This is a genomic window from Pseudonocardia terrae (assembly GCF_021343995.1).
Taxonomy (GTDB): Bacteria; Actinomycetota; Actinomycetes; order Mycobacteriales; family Pseudonocardiaceae; genus Pseudonocardia; species Pseudonocardia terrae.
Genome location: NZ_JAJTTE010000026.1, coordinates 1 through 15,437, shown reverse-complemented (window position 1 = coordinate 15,437; position 15,437 = coordinate 1). Strand labels below are relative to the sequence as shown.

Annotated in this window: 14 protein-coding genes and 2 tRNA genes; 9 read left to right on the top strand and 7 right to left on the bottom strand. The window is 71.0% G+C overall.

What is annotated here, in order from left to right:
* Positions 1-66 precede the first annotated feature (66 nt).
* Positions 67-816: an HAD-IIA family hydrolase gene (locus LWC33_RS18425; protein ID WP_233305711.1), complete on the top strand. Its 750-nt coding sequence runs from the start codon at positions 67-69 to the stop codon at positions 814-816.
* A 348-nt stretch (positions 817-1,164) separates the two neighbouring features.
* Here LWC33_RS18425 and LWC33_RS18420 read toward each other — a convergent pair whose 3' ends face one another.
* The gene (locus tag LWC33_RS18420; RefSeq protein WP_233305642.1) at positions 1,165-1,524 is read right to left on the bottom strand and encodes a cupin domain-containing protein; all 360 of its coding nucleotides are present in this window, start codon (positions 1,522-1,524) and stop codon (positions 1,165-1,167) included.
* A gap of 135 nt (positions 1,525-1,659) precedes the next feature.
* Between LWC33_RS18420 and LWC33_RS18415 the strand changes: the two genes are divergently transcribed.
* Positions 1,660-1,815, top strand: coding sequence for a hypothetical protein (locus LWC33_RS18415; RefSeq protein WP_233305641.1), 156 nt, complete (start codon positions 1,660-1,662; stop codon positions 1,813-1,815).
* A 1-nt stretch (position 1,816) separates the two neighbouring features.
* On the opposite strand, the gene LWC33_RS18410 is transcribed toward LWC33_RS18415, so the two are convergent.
* Positions 1,817-2,788 (bottom strand): DUF6925 family protein, encoded by a 972-nt coding sequence (locus LWC33_RS18410; RefSeq protein ID WP_233305640.1) that lies wholly within the window; start codon positions 2,786-2,788, stop codon positions 1,817-1,819.
* A gap of 244 nt (positions 2,789-3,032) precedes the next feature.
* Between LWC33_RS18410 and katG the strand changes: the two genes are divergently transcribed.
* A complete protein-coding gene (gene katG / locus LWC33_RS18405) occupies positions 3,033-5,225 on the top strand; it encodes a catalase/peroxidase HPI (protein ID WP_233305639.1) in 2,193 nt (730 codons plus the stop codon).
* Between the two features lie 41 nt (positions 5,226-5,266).
* Here the strand turns inward: katG and LWC33_RS18400 are convergent.
* A tRNA-Pro gene (locus LWC33_RS18400) sits at positions 5,267-5,340 on the bottom strand.
* A gap of 321 nt (positions 5,341-5,661) precedes the next feature.
* Between LWC33_RS18400 and LWC33_RS18395 the strand changes: the two genes are divergently transcribed.
* A tRNA-Gly gene (locus tag LWC33_RS18395) sits at positions 5,662-5,735 on the top strand.
* 1,012 nt (positions 5,736-6,747) lie between these two features.
* Here the strand turns inward: LWC33_RS18395 and LWC33_RS18390 are convergent.
* The gene (locus LWC33_RS18390; protein WP_233305638.1) at positions 6,748-7,146 is read right to left on the bottom strand and encodes a hypothetical protein; all 399 of its coding nucleotides are present in this window, start codon (positions 7,144-7,146) and stop codon (positions 6,748-6,750) included.
* Between the two features lie 138 nt (positions 7,147-7,284).
* On the opposite strand from LWC33_RS18390, the gene LWC33_RS18385 reads away from it, so the two are divergent.
* On the top strand, positions 7,285-7,614 hold the full coding sequence (locus LWC33_RS18385; RefSeq protein WP_233305637.1) for a hypothetical protein: 330 nt from the start codon (positions 7,285-7,287) through the stop codon (positions 7,612-7,614).
* Between the two features lie 227 nt (positions 7,615-7,841).
* Here LWC33_RS18385 and LWC33_RS18380 read toward each other — a convergent pair whose 3' ends face one another.
* On the bottom strand, positions 7,842-9,065 hold the full coding sequence (locus tag LWC33_RS18380) for an IS110 family RNA-guided transposase (protein ID WP_233305636.1): 1,224 nt from the start codon (positions 9,063-9,065) through the stop codon (positions 7,842-7,844).
* A 690-nt stretch (positions 9,066-9,755) separates the two neighbouring features.
* Positions 9,756-10,211, bottom strand: coding sequence for a hypothetical protein (locus tag LWC33_RS18375; RefSeq protein ID WP_233305635.1), 456 nt, complete (start codon positions 10,209-10,211; stop codon positions 9,756-9,758).
* 452 nt (positions 10,212-10,663) lie between these two features.
* Here LWC33_RS18375 and LWC33_RS18370 point away from each other — a divergent pair, with 452 nt between their 5' ends.
* From LWC33_RS18370 to LWC33_RS18355, 4 genes are all read left to right on the top strand, one after another.
* Positions 10,664-11,014 carry a hypothetical protein gene (locus tag LWC33_RS18370; RefSeq protein ID WP_233305634.1) on the top strand — a complete coding sequence of 117 codons (351 nt, stop codon included), beginning with the start codon at positions 10,664-10,666 and terminating at the stop codon, positions 11,012-11,014.
* Between the two features lie 533 nt (positions 11,015-11,547).
* Positions 11,548-12,570 carry a hypothetical protein gene (locus LWC33_RS18365; RefSeq protein ID WP_233305633.1) on the top strand — a complete coding sequence of 341 codons (1,023 nt, stop codon included), beginning with the start codon at positions 11,548-11,550 and terminating at the stop codon, positions 12,568-12,570.
* Positions 12,571-13,444: 874 nt separating this feature from the next.
* Positions 13,445-13,693, top strand: a complete 249-nt coding sequence (locus LWC33_RS18360) for a hypothetical protein (protein ID WP_233305632.1) — start codon at positions 13,445-13,447, stop codon at positions 13,691-13,693.
* A gap of 862 nt (positions 13,694-14,555) precedes the next feature.
* Positions 14,556-14,759: a transposase gene (locus tag LWC33_RS18355; protein WP_233305631.1), complete on the top strand. Its 204-nt coding sequence runs from the start codon at positions 14,556-14,558 to the stop codon at positions 14,757-14,759.
* A gap of 336 nt (positions 14,760-15,095) precedes the next feature.
* Here the strand turns inward: LWC33_RS18355 and LWC33_RS18350 are convergent, their stop codons facing one another.
* Complete coding sequence (locus tag LWC33_RS18350) at positions 15,096-15,389, bottom strand: hypothetical protein (RefSeq protein ID WP_233305630.1); 294 nt, start codon at positions 15,387-15,389, stop codon at positions 15,096-15,098.
* Between the last annotated feature and the right edge of the window lie 48 nt (positions 15,390-15,437).

The window sequence follows — 15,437 nt, the reverse complement described above, 5'->3', positions numbered from 1 at the left end:
ACGTTCCCGGGCCCCGGCCCGTCTAGGCTCGCGGCCGTGTCGGACAGCAAACCCGTCGAGGCCTGGATGACCGACATGGACGGCGTCCTCGTCCATGAGGGGAGCATCATCCCGGGCGCGGACGCCTTCGTGAACCGCCTCCGCGAGACGGGCACCCCGTTCCTGGTCCTCACCAACAACTCCATCTACACCCCGCGTGACCTGCAGTTCCGGCTGCGGAACACGGGGATCGACATTCCGGTCGAGTCCATCTGGACCTCCGCGTCGGCCACCGCCGCGTTCCTGGACAACCAGCGGCCGGGCGGCTCGGCCTACGTCGTCGGCGAGGCGGGCCTGACGACCGCGCTGCACGAGATCGGCTACGTGCTCACCGAGTCGGACCCGGACTACGTCGTGCTGGGGGAGACGCGGACCTACAGCTTCGAGGCGGTCACGACGGCGATCCGGCTCGTCGAGCGCGGCGCCCGGTTCGTCGCGACCAACCCCGACCCGACCGGCCCGTCGAACGAGGGGATCCTGCCCGCCACGGGCTCGGTCGCCGCGCTGATCACCCGGGCCACGGGCGTCGACCCGTACTTCGTGGGCAAGCCGAACCCGCTGATGATGCGCGCGGCCCTCAACCGGCTCGAGGCGCACTCCGAGACCACGGTCATGATCGGGGACCGGATGGACACGGACGTCGTGGCCGGCATGGAGGCGGGGATGCGGACGGTGCTCGTCCTGTCCGGGATCATGCGGGCCGACGCCGTCGACCGCTACCCGTTCCGGCCGACGCGCGTGATCGGGTCGATCGCCGAGCTCGTGGACGAGATCTGAGAAGATCCGAGGGAGATCCGACGGCGAGTTGCGACGGGTTCCGACGGCTTCGTGACCGGGTGGTCCACGCCGGCGGGCACCACCGGCGTGGACCAGCGGCCGGTGAGGGAGGGGTTCTCCCGGCCGCGGGGTCGGCGTGCACATCCGCGCCCGATCCGAAGATCGAACCGGCGGCGCGCCCCGGGAGATGACTCGGCTGGTTCATCCGCCGCGTTACGCGGCGTCACGTGGGCGTCGACCCGCGTGCGGGACCGTCCGGTCCGGACAGAACCGGGTTCCGGGAGCGGTCGGCGGGCGTGCGGACCGGCCCGCCGTGGGCTCCCACGGCGGGCCGGAGCAGGAGGGCGGTCAGCCCGTGGCGTACGTCTCGGCCGTCTTGCTGTCGAACTCCAACGCCTGGAACGGCTCGTCGCCCACGACCCAGGCGTCGTGCCCCGGCGACACCTGGTAGGCGTCGCCGGGTCCGATGTCGAGCTCGGCCCCGGCGTCGTCGCGCAGGTGCAGGCGTCCCGCGATCACGTAGCCGAGGTGCGAGGTCTGGCAGCTCGCCGTCCCCGCGACCGGCTTGATGCACTCCGACCAGCGCCAACCCGGCTGCAGCCGGATCCGGCCGACGGTCGCGCCCGGCAGTGTGACGACGTCGAGCACGGTCTTGTCCGGGCGGCGCGACTCGTCCGGTTCGTCCAGGCTCCGCTTGTCCATGGCCATGTCCCTGCTCCTCCCGGTCCGATGCGGGACCGCAGCGTGGCACCCGCGGGGCCGCGGAACGATACGTAGTTCCACCACGGCACGACACACCTACCCGAGCTTGCGAACCACATCGATGTCATTACCCTCGGCACCATGAGCGACACCCTCTGGTGGAGCTGCGCCGACTGCGGCTCCTACGCCGAACTGCCCGCCGAGGAGTCCGAGGGCTTCGACATCGGCTGCCCGGACTGCCGGAGCCCGATGACGGCCCAGTGGTTCTGGGACGACCGGGCCGGCGAGGCCGCCTGACTCACCCGGCGTTCGGGTCGCCCGCGGGATCGAGCAGCTCCGCGGGCACGTCGCGGTACGGCCGCCACTCGGCCGGTGTGGGTCCGTCGGTCCGGGCGAGCTGACGCAGCGTGACGGCCACGACCGCCCGCCCCACGGGATCGGGCGGGAGCTCGACGGGCGCCCGCCCGGCCCGTACCGCGTCCCGCACGGACTCCTTGAGCGCTCGCAGCAGGGGATCGCCGGCCTCGTCGAGCAGGGCGTCGAACGCGGCGAGCCGGTCCGCGTCGAAGGGGTGCGGCCGCCCGAGGTGGTCCGCCGCGGGATGCGCGGGATAGGCGTGCGCGACGGCCACGTGCCCGGCCGGGAGCGGTACGGTCGGTCCGGGCCCGCGGCCGATCAGGTGCGGGAGCAGATGGGTGTGCGGGCCGAGCGGCGACCGTCCGCCCGGAGCCGGGATCGGGGCGTAGACCTCGACCCGGCCCACGGCCGTCAGGAACACCCGGTGCGGGCTGCGAGCGACCAGCTCCGCGGCGAGGGGGCCGTCGAACAGGGACCGCCCGGCATGCGCGCCGACCAGGGCCAGCAGCTCGGGGTCCGCGGTCCGGACACAGGCGTCGACGGTCGGGGTGCCCAGCCCCAGGTCGACGAGCACGGCCCCGCGGTCGGCGGCGCGCAGGGCGTCGGCGTCGGGCCCGAGCTCCGTGACCGTCGTCCGCCCGGCGCGGCGGACCTCACCCTCCGGGAGACAGAAGGCGACCGCCTGGGTCCAGTGCAGCTCCGGCCCGGCGGGCGTCTCGTAGGCGACCGGGAGGGCCGACGGCGGCGGGTCGAGCCGGATCCCGCCGCGACCGGTGACGACCGAGCCGGCGTCGCCGTCGCCCGCCTCGTCCGGGTCGCGCGCGAACTCCGCGATCGCCCCCGGCGGCCCCATGCTCCAGCCCGTCGCGGGGTCGCCGAGCAGCTCGCGTGCCAGCCCTCGCGCGTCGACCACGCCCCGATGCTCGCGGCGGGACGGACCGGACCGCAACCGCGGACCGGGCCTCCCGCGGGCCCGAACCGGACACGGACGGCCCGGTCCGGCCGACGAACGGCGGCCCCGCCCCGGGACACTTGTCCGCCGCACCCGCCCGGCGCATGCTGGCAGCCATGCCGAGGACGTGCCGAGGTCGGTGCCCGGGGCCGGGACCCGGTCGCGCCGTCGCGGTCACGCCCTGATCACGTCTCGAGGGAATTCCGTGTCGCTCACCTATGACATCGTCGTCAAGAGGAAGAAGCAGAGGAGCGGCAGCGTCCCGCACCCGACCCGCGGCGAGTCGAACCGCACGTGGTGGCCGGACCGGCTGAACCTGAAGGTCCTCGCGAAGAACCCCGTCGAGGCCGACCCGATGGGCGAGGGCTTCGACTACGCCGCCGAGTTCGAGACGCTCGACCTCGACGCGGTGCGGCGCGACATCGAGACGGTGCTGACCACCTCCCAGGACTGGTGGCCCGCCGACCACGGCCACTACGGCCCGCTCGTGGTCCGGATGGCGTGGCACGCCGCCGGGACGTACCGGGCCCGCGACGGCCGGGGCGGCGCCGCGGCCGGCATGCTGCGGTTCGCCCCGCTGAACAGCTGGCCGGACAACAAGAGCCTCGACAAGGCACGCCGGCTGCTGTGGCCGGTGAAGAAGAAGTACGGCCGCAAGCTCTCCTGGGCCGATCTCACGATCTTCGCCGGCAACGTGGCCCTGGAGTCGATGGGCTTCACGACCCTCGGCTTCGGCGGCGGACGGGTCGACGTCTGGGAGCCCGACGGCGACGTCTACTGGGGCCCCGAGCGCGCCTGGCTCACCGATGCGCGCCACACCCACGTCCGCGAGCTGCAGAGCCCGCTGGCCGCCTCCGAGATGGGCCTGATCTACGTCGACCCCGAGGGCCCGCACCGCGTCCCGGACCCGCTCCTCTCCGCGCGCGACATCCGGGAGACCTTCCGGCGCATGGGGTTCGACGACGAGGAGACCGTCGCGCTGATCGTCGGCGGCCACACGTTCGGCAAGACTCACGGCGCCTCCCTGCAGGACCATCTCGGGCCGGAGCCCGAGGCCGCTCCTTTGGAAGCACAGGGGCTGGGCTGGCGGAACGCGTTCGGCACGGGCATCGGCGCGGACGCGATCACCAGTGGTCTCGAGGGCACGTGGACGCCCACCCCCACGCGCTGGGACCACAGCTTCCTGCGGAACCTCTACGACTTCGAGTGGGACGCGGTCCTGAGCCCGGCCGGTGCGTGGCAGTGGGTCCCGACCGGCGGGGCCGGTGCCGGCACCGTGCCCGACGCCCACGACCCGTCGAGGACCCACACCCCGACCTTCCTGACGACGGACCTGGCGCTGCGGTTCGACCCGGGGTACGGGGCGATCTCGCGGCGCTTCCTCGAGCAGCCGGACCTGCTCACGGACGCGTTCGCCCGGGCGTGGTTCAAGCTCACGCACCTCGACATGGGCCCGGTCCACCGCTATCGGGGGCCGCTGGTCCCGGCCGAGGCGCTGCTCTGGCAGGACCCGGTACCCGACGTCGATCACGCGCTCGTCGGCCCGGCCGAGATCGCCGACCTCAAGCGGCAGGTCCTGGACTCGGGGCTGTCGATGGCCCAGCTCGTCGCGACGGCCTGGGCTTCGGCGTCGACCTTCCGCGCCAGTGACCGGCGCGGCGGCGCGAACGGGGCCCGGATCCGCCTCGAGCCGCAGCGGCGGTGGGAGGCCAACGATCCCGACGGCCTCGACGTCGTGCTGGGCACTCTCGAGACGATCCGGGCGTCGTTCCACCGCGCGCGCAGCGACGACATGCGGATCTCCCTGGCCGACCTGATCGTGCTCGCCGGGTGCGCGGCCGTCGAGCGGGCGGCGCACCTGGCCGGGCACCCCGTCGAGGTCCCGTTCACCCCGGGCCGCACGGACGCCACGCAGGAGCAGACCGACGTCGAGTCGTTCGCCGCGCTCGAGCCGGTCGCGGACGGGTTCCGCAACTACACCAGGGGCGACCCGCCGCATCCGGAGCACCTGCTCGTCGACCGGGCGAACCTGTTGACCCTGAGCGCACCGGAGATGACGGTGCTGCTCGGTGGCCTGCGGGTGCTGAACGCCAACGTCCGGCGGTCCCCGCTGGGCGTGCTGACCTCGCGGCCCGGCAGGCTGACCACGGACTTCTTCGTCAACCTGCTCGACATGGACACGGAGTGGACCCCGGTCCCTTCCGGGAGCACCTTCGAGGGCCGCGACCGCGCCACCGGCGAGCTCCGGTGGACCGCCACCCGGGTCGACCTCGTGTTCGGCGCCCACTCCGAGCTCCGCGCGCTGGCGGAGGTCTACGCCGCCGACGACGCGGGGGAGAAGTTCGTGCGCGACTTCGTGGCGGCGTGGGACAAGGTCATGACCCTCGACCGGACCTGACCGGCCGGGTGCGGCGGACGACCACACCCGGCCCGACCGGGTCGGGGTGGCGGGATTTGAACCCACGGCCCCTCGCTCCCAAAGCGAGTGCGCTACCAAGCTGCGCCACACCCCGTCGGGAGGAGTCTAGGACACCTCGTCGGAGGCGATGGGTCGACCGCGACACGTCGGCGCCGTTGATCGTCTGCGACCCGATTCTTCGCCTACCGCGCGAGCGACGTCGCGGCGGCCTGGGTGGTCCACACGCACGGCGTGCAGGGCCCGACCCCGGTCGTCGCGCTGCCGGGTCACTCCGGCCGCTGCCTCGCCATCCGGGCCGACTCGGCCTCTCGACGCCCGAGGTGGAGGACGCCTGGCGCGATGCGGTGGGGAGCCTTCCGGGGACCGGTCGCTGATCGGCTATCCTGGCCGGGTCCGCGGAGGAATCCGGGGGCACGCGGGCGTAGCTCAATGGTAGAGCCCCAGTCTTCCAAACTGGCTACGCGGGTTCGATTCCCGTCGCCCGCTCCACCTCTGACCAGCGGTTTCGGTCCCGGACATCGGGGTCAGGGCAGCAGCGGGGGATCACGCGGGGTGCGAACCTCCCTAATCCTGCTCCCGTGCCGCGACGTTCCGGCGCTGGCGACAGCCGCGCTCGCGGGTCCATCGAGACCCGCGCCAACGGGTCGCTGCGCGTGTCCGTGTATGCCGGGATCGACCCCGTCACAGGCCGACGCCATTACCTGCGCGAGGCCGTCCCCGCCGGGCCGAGGGCGTGGCGCGAGGCCGAGGACGTGAAGAACCGGCTGTTGGCGGAGGTCGCTGCCAAGCGCAACCCCCGCACCAGCGCGACCGTCGACCAACTCCTCGAGCGCTACCTCGACCAGTTCTCCGGGTCGCCCACCACGCTGGATCTGTACCGGACTCACGTTCGCAACCACATCTCGCCCGTGCTCGGGCACCTGCGGGTCGGCCAGCTCGACGCGGAGACGCTCGACTCCTTCTACGGCGAGCTCCTCCGCTGTCGGACCCGCGGCGCGGGTCGGCGAACAATCGACCACCGCGTCAGCGCGCCGCACGACTGCGACGAGCGCTGCACCCCGCACCAGTGCAAGCCGCTCGGGCCGACGACGGTCCGGCACATCCAACGCCGCCCTCTGGTCCTTTGCCGGGCTGGTCGTCGGCCTCATCCTCGGCTTCATCGTGCGCGAGGGCGTCACCCGCAGGGCTCCGGAGGCGGTCATCGCCGAGGACACCCCGCCACGGCGCTCGAGCTCGCGCAGCACCTGCGCCCGCTATGAGCGAGGGGCTCCATCACCTCGCATCGCCCGACGAGCGCTGGCGGGAGTCGGTGTACCACCAGGTGCGGGACGAGCAGCTGGTGACGTGGACCGCGCCGAGCGACGAGGACACGAGGCCACTGCCGATCGTCTGCCGCGAGCGCGGCGGCGGCACTGAGCCGGACGGGCACACGTTCTATGCTCCCGGCCGGAGCGAAAGCAGACGTGATCCCCAGCCTGAACTACTCGTCGCGCGGCGCGGCTCAGCCCGCATCGCGCACCGGCAAATAGACCTCGTGCCATAGGACGACCTTGCCGAGCGCATCGAAGCGCAGCAGCAGCATCGCGTCGAACTCGTCGACCGTGCCCGTGAGTCTGGCAAGCCGGGCGCGCGTTGCGAGCACCACCGATTCCTCGTCGGCCACCGCGTGGCTCACGCAGTAGTCGATGGCGGCAATGGTGTGCCTGAAGCCGTCCAGGAAATCCAGATACTTCGCATGATCGGCGTCGTAGCGCCGGCCATTGGCCTCGACCGCGAACCGCGGCGCGAAGCGCTCGGCGATCAGCGCCTCGGAGAGCTCGGACTCGGCGCGCAGGTGCTGTCGGTTCCAGTCGAGCAGTGCATACGCCCATCGAAGATTGCTGTCGCGTGTCGTTGGCATCGGTCGATTCTGTCTGCCGTGAGTGCGGCGGAGGATCCGAGCAGGACGGCCACGCGTTCTGGTGCTTGCGCCCCCGGGAGGAAGCAGACGTGATCCCCAGCCCGAACTACTCGGCGCGCGGCGGGGGCCACAGTGCGCGTGGTCGTCATCCACACCGTCGAAGGGGCCCGCACCACCGCCGAGCTCGGCGCCTACTTCGCCAAGGCCAGCGTGCAGGTCTCATCCCACGTTGGCATCGACGACAACACCGTCAAGCAGTACGTGGACTATGGGCAGGAGTGCTGGGCAGCGACGATCGCCACCGTGGCCGCCTCGGTGCTGTCCGGGCCGATCACCCGCAAGACGGTCGTGCAGATGATCGTCGCGGGCCTGGCGACGCTGGCCGTGGCCGGGATCCCGAACAGCCCACCGGCCACGACGCACATGGGCCGCCACCGCGCGCTCGACACAGGGGAGAAGGACGGATGAGCACACAGTGACCAGCGACAGCAGCCGAGCAGCGCGCGCCCACGTCGGGGTCGGAACTGGCCCACCGAATCGGCGTACCGTGGCAGGGCCAGGTTGGGCGGGCATCGTCATCCCAAAGGGACGGCCTCGGTCGTGCAGGTTGCCGCTCGGCATTCGTGTCGTGGGAGTGGGCCGGGTTTGACCGGTCCACCGGTTCGCGGCCGGCCGGAGGAGTTTCAATGACCGTGTCAAGCCGCTGTGATCGTCGGGGATGGTGCCTCGGTGGTGAAGGGGCGGTTGTCGCGGAGCAGGGCCCAGACGAGGTCGACCAGACGGCGGGCGAGCGCGATCAACGCCTGGGTGTGTCGTTTCCCCTCGGCGCGCTTCTTGTCGTAGAACGCGCGGGATCGTCCGTCGCCGCGTTTGAGCGAGGACAGCGCGGCCATGTAGAACACCCGCCGAAGTCCGCGGTGATAACGCTTGGGGCGGTGCAGATTCCCCCGGATCCGCCCCGAGTCCCGCGGAACGGGCGCCAGCCCGGCGTAGGCGGCCAGCCGACTCGAGGTCCCGAATGCCGCGACCAGATTCCCGCCGGTGTCGGCGAGCAACTCGGCACCCAGAATCGGGCCGAATCCGTCGACGCTGGTGATGATCTCCGCTTGGGGATGCTCGCCGAAGTCCGCGGTGAGCTGCTTGTCCAAGTCCTTGATCTCCCGATCCAGATCCAGCAGCTGCCGGGCCAGCCGGGCGATCAGCGGCGCGGTCACCGACTCACCCGGCAACGCCAGGCTCTGCTCGGCGGCCACCGCCACCGCGGTGGAGGCCATGCTCACCCGCCCGGGCGCCCAGGACCGCTGCTCGGTCAGGAACGCCACGACCTGCTCGACACCGGCCGCGCGCAGCGCGGCGGGGGTCTGGTAGCCGGTGAGCAGGATCAACGCCGAGCGGGTCGAGTAGTCGAAGGCCTGTTCCAGGCCGGGGAAGATCGAGCCGAGGAGCTCGCGGAGCCGGTTGACCCCACGCACCCAGTCGGCCATCAGGTCCTCGCGGCGGGCGGTGAGGACCTGCAGGTCCCCGGTGACCTGGTCGGGCACGGTGACCTCGGTGAGGTCGGCGCGCAGCCGGGCGGTCTCGGCGATGGTGTGGGCGTCTTTCGCGTCGGTCTTCCCCTCGCCGGGGAAGGCCCCGGACATGCGGTTGACCAGCCTGCCCGGCACCGACAACAGGCGATGCCCGGTGGCCTGCAACAGCGCGACCAGCAGGGCCGCCGACCCCGATGTCATGTCGACCGCCCACACCACCTGACCGGCCTGCCCCGCCTTCGCGTCGGTGCGGGTGATCAAGGCCTCGATCGCGGCCTGGGAATTGTTGACCTTGCGGGAGAAGACGACCTTTCCGCGGTCGTCGACGGCGCACGCGTGGTGCGCGCTCTTACCGACGTCGATCCCGACCCACAGTTTCTTGCCGGCCACGTGATCTCGGCTCCCTTTCGACCCGTTGACAGGCCCGTGGACGTCCCCGCCTGCAGCTCCGTAAACAGCGACCGTGCGCAGATCTCAATCAGCGGCCAAGGCGTCCCGAACGGCAGGGCGGCCACTCCTCAGAAGCCACCCAACGGCAAGAACCGATCAGCCACACCCTGCCGTCGCGGGCGTCCGGAACACCTCGTCCCGAACATCAACAACCTTACGGAGAACCGATGAGAAGCGTTGGCGACGGATACGGCAACGACGACCACAGCCGGTGGGCCGCGGCCCAGGAGGCCTACGAGATCAGCTGCGCGGCCCAGCGCAGACAAGCGGCGCGGGTGATCGCGAGCCACGCGCTCGATGCCTCGGACTGCGCGAACCTACTGGCCATGCTCGGATTGGACGTACCGAGGCACCCGTCCTGAGCTGGGCCCTGGTGGCGGGGCTCCGGATCCGCAACGTCGGTCTATCCCCCGTCAGATCACAGGAGGCGGGGGAGCGGGTAAGCGGAGGCCCGCCCGAGCGCGTGTCCCCAGCCCGAACGGACCCCTTCAGCACCTGCACCAGGGCCTGGCGTTCAACGGCTAGCGGACCCTGGCGGCCAAATCTGACTGCCACTGCCGGAGATCGTTACACGCGTGCCATTGAGCGATTTTGTAGGGCTTGCGCCGGCCACACACACGCCCAGCGGGATCAGAGTCCGAGGTCAGCGCGGATCGCGGCACGCAGATCTGACCGTCCATACTCGATGGCCCGCATGACGTCGCCCGGACGGCCTGTCCGAACCATGCGCGCCGTCGGATCCATGGCCGCTACTCGCTCGACTCGGCCAAGCAGCGCTTCGTGGGCCGCGCGGACCTCCTCTGGGGCGAGCATCTCGACCTCCGCCTTCAGCTCGGCGAGGGACTCCTTCGCCACGTCGAGGTCGTCCTCGTCGTGCACCGTCCACAGCCGCAGATAGAGATCGAGCCTGCGGTCGTCGGTGCGCTTGAGCAGCTCCCGCTGCCAGCTCCGTCGCGCCTGGCGGTCATTGAGCAGACCGGCCACCAGCACCCCGCCGAGAGCGCCGATCACTCCAACGGCCGCACCTACGGCCCCGAGCACTGCCGGCATGCCGAGCAAGGCCGCCCACTCTGGTGTCATGTCCACCCTCCCGCCTTTGGGCCCCGATGATCGAGGAGGTCGCGGTGGATGTCGACGAAGCGCGCCAGGCGTTCGTGCACGGGGCCCCTCGTGGTCCGGGTCGAAGGTCCAGGGGTTCACTCGCTCTCCTCGTCCTGGTGCTCCTCGCCACGCGCGCCCTGCCACGCCGAGAAGTGCGCGGCGGCAGCCCACGTTTGACCAGCCGAGCCCGCAGCTCTACGTGTTGTCTCGACAATGCCCGAGATGCCGCTCAGGCGTGGCGCTGGTTGAAGCGTTCCGAGCCCCTCCTGGCCTGCAAGCAGGGGAGTGGTGAGGTCGCGGCTCGCGATCCACAGCGACGCGGCATCATTGACTGGGTTGTGAACTAGCAGAACATATGACGGAACGTCTCCGTCACGTGCTCAGCGGCTGAGATCACATCCAGGCCCAAGCCGTCCGGATCCGGCAGGATCCCTCACATGAGCGACGACCCCGCCCGCGACGCGATCGACGCGGCCACCGAGCAACTCCGCATCGCCAACCACGCCATCCCGCTCGGCCCCCGCACCCCGCAGGCCGCGTACGAGCGGGTCGGCGCCCTCGCCGAGCTTCTCACGAAGCTCGAGCAGACCCTGCGGGTCACCGCCGACCAGGCCGACCGGCTCACCACCGGCCAGGGGCTCAGATCCGACGACGTCACCCCGGCCGGGTCGCACGCTCGGATCGCCTCCCAGAACATCTACTTCGCCGTCGACCGGATCTCTGCCGCCCTCGCGCAAATCAACACCGCGCGGTCCCGGCTCTCCCACATCGGCACGACCGAGGCCTGAGCTGAGTTCAAGCTTGCTTCCGGCCTCATGGGGTTCCCTGGCCTGCCTCGGGGATTGTTCAGCAAGCTGGGCAGGAAGGGCGCGAGCGATCTCCCGATCCAGTGGTGGATCTGCGGGTTTCATGTCCGGCTGGTGCGGGTGCAGCCCGGCGCGCTCTCCACAGATAGTGCAGCAGCCCCAACAGCGACATCGCCCGCCGCAGCTGGCCAGGGCTTCGCCGCTACTCGCTGTCGGTAGGCCGCCGGGGAAGAGGTGTCTCCTTCGACGGGGTGGCGGTCGAGCTCGAGCGCAACGTCCGCGGTCTGGAGGTCTCGGTCGTGTCTGTCGTCGACGTGCAGTGCGAGCCAGGTGTCCGTCAGGCCCTCGGACCGCCGTGACACTCGATGATCTGGCACTGTGCTGTATCAGGACGAGTACGCATTGTCTCCCTACCCGTGCAGCGCGGCCAAGCGGTGGGGAACAGGTTCCGCGCGGCTCCACCGATCGGCTCGTCGAGCCGGATCCGTCACGTCACGACGAACTGGAGTTCGGGAATGTCGGACACGGTCCGCGCAGTCGAGGAGGGCCCGGATCGCGCCCTCACCGCGCCGCCTCCGCCCGCTGACGGCGCGTTGGGCAAGTCGTACACCTACCTGCGTGTGGCGATCGTCGGACTGTTGATCGCACTCGGCGTCGCGGTCTGCTACCAGAGCTCGCGGCAGGGGTTGTTCCTGGCGTCGGTCAGCGCCTACTACTACACGCCTGCCCAGGCCATCTTCGTCGGCGCGCTGATCGGCCTGGGCGCGGCGATGATCGCCCTGAGGGGGCGGCACCCGGCCGAAGACACGCTCCTCAACCTCGGTGGTGCGTTCGCGGCGGTGGTGGCGGTCGTGCCGACCTCGCGCGGCGTGGACTACCAGACAGCCGTCGAGGCCTGCCGGCAGGGACTCACGCCGCTGCTCACGCAGCGGGCAACGACTCGCTTCGACTGCCCGACCGTGCTGAGCCTGGCCGAAGCCACCAGGGCGAACGTCCAGAACAACGTCTTCGCGCTGCTCGTCGTGGGCGCTCTGGGCCTTGTCGCCACGCTGGGGTTCGCGGCGCGCGACCGGGTCCTGCGCGCCAGAGCGTTCCTGATCGGCTTCTCGGCGGTCGCGCTCGTCTGGGTGATCGGGCTCGTCGCCTTCACCGCCGGCCTCGACCTGCTCATCGCTCGAGCCCACTACCTCGCCGCGATCCTGCTGTTCGTCTGCATCCTCGCCGTCGCCGTGATCAACGCAACGCGGCGACGCACAGAAGAGGACACCGCCGCTCTGTCGCCGGGTTGGACCCTGGACGCGCCGACGGTCGGCCGGGCCATGCTGCGGAAACCGCGGCAGTTCGACCGCTACGCATGGGTCGCGTGGGTCATGCTGATCGGCGCGGTCGGCGGGGGCGTCCTGTGGTGGGTCGGCGTCATCAGCCTGTTCTGGCTTGAGATCTTCGTAGCCCTGCTGTTCGCCGTGTTCTGGATGGTGCAGACCATCGAGCAACTGCCGCCACAACCCGCGCAACCAGGCCCATCGTCGGTGCGGTAGCGCGGGGAACTAGTTGCCCGGCGCTCGGCCGCGGAAGTTCGACGCGCGCAGCGCGACCTGTCCGCTGTGATCTTCCCGGGCCGCTACGTCGCTGGGCCTCGCCCGACGGCGCCCACGGCGCGGCCGAGTTGGGAGGGCTTGCCGGACGCGAGCCCGGTCGGACGGGCCCGAGCCCGGTTGGGCGATCAGGGCCGGGGGGCGGTGAGGCGGCGTCGGTGTTCGATGTCCAGGTTGGGAAGTGATCTTCGGATAACCGGACGGTTACCACTACCGTGGATCTTGCTGTCGGTGCGGCGACCGGTGGTGGGTTCGCCTCGACCGCAGTGCCGGGGCGAGGACTCACCGGCCGGAGGTTTGAGCGATCACCGGCGGGGCATCGAGCCAGCGGGCCGTGCCGCGGGACCCATGTCCTTGCCGGAGTCATCATGGCCTCGACCGCCCCGGGTACAGACACCAGCCCGGGGCGGTTCGGCGTTCGAACGAACTTGAATCAGCGTCTGGCGGTAGGAGGTGTCGGAGGCTCGCGGTGGGTGAGCATCCTGGGCTGTGCCGGGCGTTGTGCTTCTCCGGCAGGGCCCGCCCCGAGTTCCACCCCCACTTCGGGGCGGGCGTCTGACGGTTCGGCTTCTTCGGGGGTCGTCCTGCGGGGTTGCGGTGCCCTTGGCCAGGTACTCGGGCGCCCGTGTTCGAGTGGCCACCCGGCGGCCGCGCACCCGGCCGAGAAGAGATGGATGGGGTCTGCACCCGGCCCGAAGTGGGGGCGCGGATCTGGCGAAGCGGGGGACAGCACGATCGTTCCCCGGCTTCCTGACCGGCAGGGTTCTCGGCACCGGTAGGAACCAACCGAGCCCGCCCAATGCCCCAAGGAGCCCCGATGTCGCACTGGAACAGGCACGAGGACCGCCACCACGAGTCCAGCTACAGCCACGAGTCGAGCTTCAGCCACGAGGACCATCACCACGAGTCGAGCTACAGCCACGAGTCGAGCTACAGCCACGAGTCGAGCCACAGCCACGAGTCGAGCTACAGCCACGAGTCGAGCCACAACGACTACGACCACGACGCGAGCTACGACCACTGCGACGACTACAGCGACTCGCACCACTACGCGTGGGCGCACTGACCCGCTCTAGACCTGACCCACTGTCGCGCGACACCCCAGCCAGGTGTCGCGCGACGGCGTTCTCGGGGTTGCCACGTTCGGACCGGCGCTAGCCGAACACGCGGAAGATGGCGAGCCCGGTGCCCCCACGGCCCTCGACGCGTGCCACAGGTCGTGCCACAGTTCGAGCATGACGGCGACTGTCGAAGAACTGCTCCAGAGTGCGTTGGACGCGCGACGGGTGGCACAGAAAGCGATTGGGCTCGCAGTACGGGAGGCGCGAGCGGGGGGCTGGTCGTGGGACCGCATCTCGACAGCACTCGGCGGCACCCCGAACGGCGAGACGCTCCGGCGCAACTTCGGCGACGCCGAGTAGGGCCGCCCGAGTGGAACCAGCCCCTCTCGGTCGATCCGCGCTGCGGTGCGTCCGGGGTTGACGGTGGTAGCGCAGGAAGCGGCAGGCCCCGCGGAAGACGAACTCGCCCGATGTCCCGTCGGGCAGCGGCTCGCCGGTCTCGGGGTCGACGATGCGCGCATCCATTCCGGGGTTGACCCGGCCCGCCACCGGGCCCGCACCTCCGGTGGGTCGTCGAGCGACCCGAGGCAGGAGAAGTCTGCGGCCTGCGTGCTCCCCATGTAGGAGATCTGCACCGATGCCGGAGGGCTCCGGTGCACGGCCGCCATCCGCTCGGGAGAGCCGACGTTGACGACGGCACGCCGACCGCCGAGCCGATCAGCTGGTCGGGGTCCGGTCGAACCTGGAGTGGCAGGTCCACGCCGTGCTGGCCGCAGCCGGGGTGCAGGTGCCGATGAGTGATCGGTTCAGCCCGGGCGGGCACAGGCTGCTCGCCACTACCCGGCTCGCGGTGGAGTCGCGTCCCGGGTGGACTCGCTGCTGCGGTTGATCACCGCGCCGGACTGCGAGATCGACTCCGACGCCAAACTCGTCGCAGGCAGGTTGCGCACCGACCCCGGCTACCAGGCCATTCAGGCCATCCCCGGGGTCGGGCCGGTCCTGGCCGCAGTGTTCGTCGCCGAGATCGGCGTCATCAGCCGATTCCACCGGCCCAGCAGTTTGGCGTCGTAGGCCGGGCTGACCCCCTCGCACCACGAGTCCGACACCACCGTCCGCCTCCGGGGCTCGTCCACATCCAGCCGGGACCACGGCTTCGCGGCACACCCGACCACGCCCCCTTCTGCCAGGAGCAACGTCGGCCCTGCCCGATCTCGCCAGTTGAACAGTGTCCGCCGCCCCGGCGACGGGCCTCAAGGACCTTCGGCCGATATCCGGGCACCCTCACGGGCGCTCCTTGACCCCGCCGCCACTTCGACGCGCACCCGATCAGCAGCGAAGAACATCAACCACGAGAATAGAGGGCTGACCGACCCCGCTCCTGCTCCGAGAATCCCGCAGACCGAGCGCTCAAGCCGCCCTGGGATCGGTCCGGGGCTCGACGGTGACGGTGAGGCCGAGGGCTTCGAGTTGCCGGACTGCCCGGCGGCGCTGCTGCTCGGTGGTGTTGGTTCGCCCGGCGGCGGCTCCCGGGTCGTCGTAGAGGGCGCCGGTGGACACCAGGTTCCAGGCGATGACCAGGATCTTGTGGGTCAGCGCCATGACCGCCTTGTGTTTGCCCTGCCGGCGCATCACCTGCCGGCAGTAGGCCGCCAGGTAGGTGCCCTTGGTCTTCACCGCGGCCCAGGCGCACTCGGTGAGCACGTCGGCCAGCCAGGGTGATCCCTTGCGCGGGGGGGGGGGGGGGGGGGG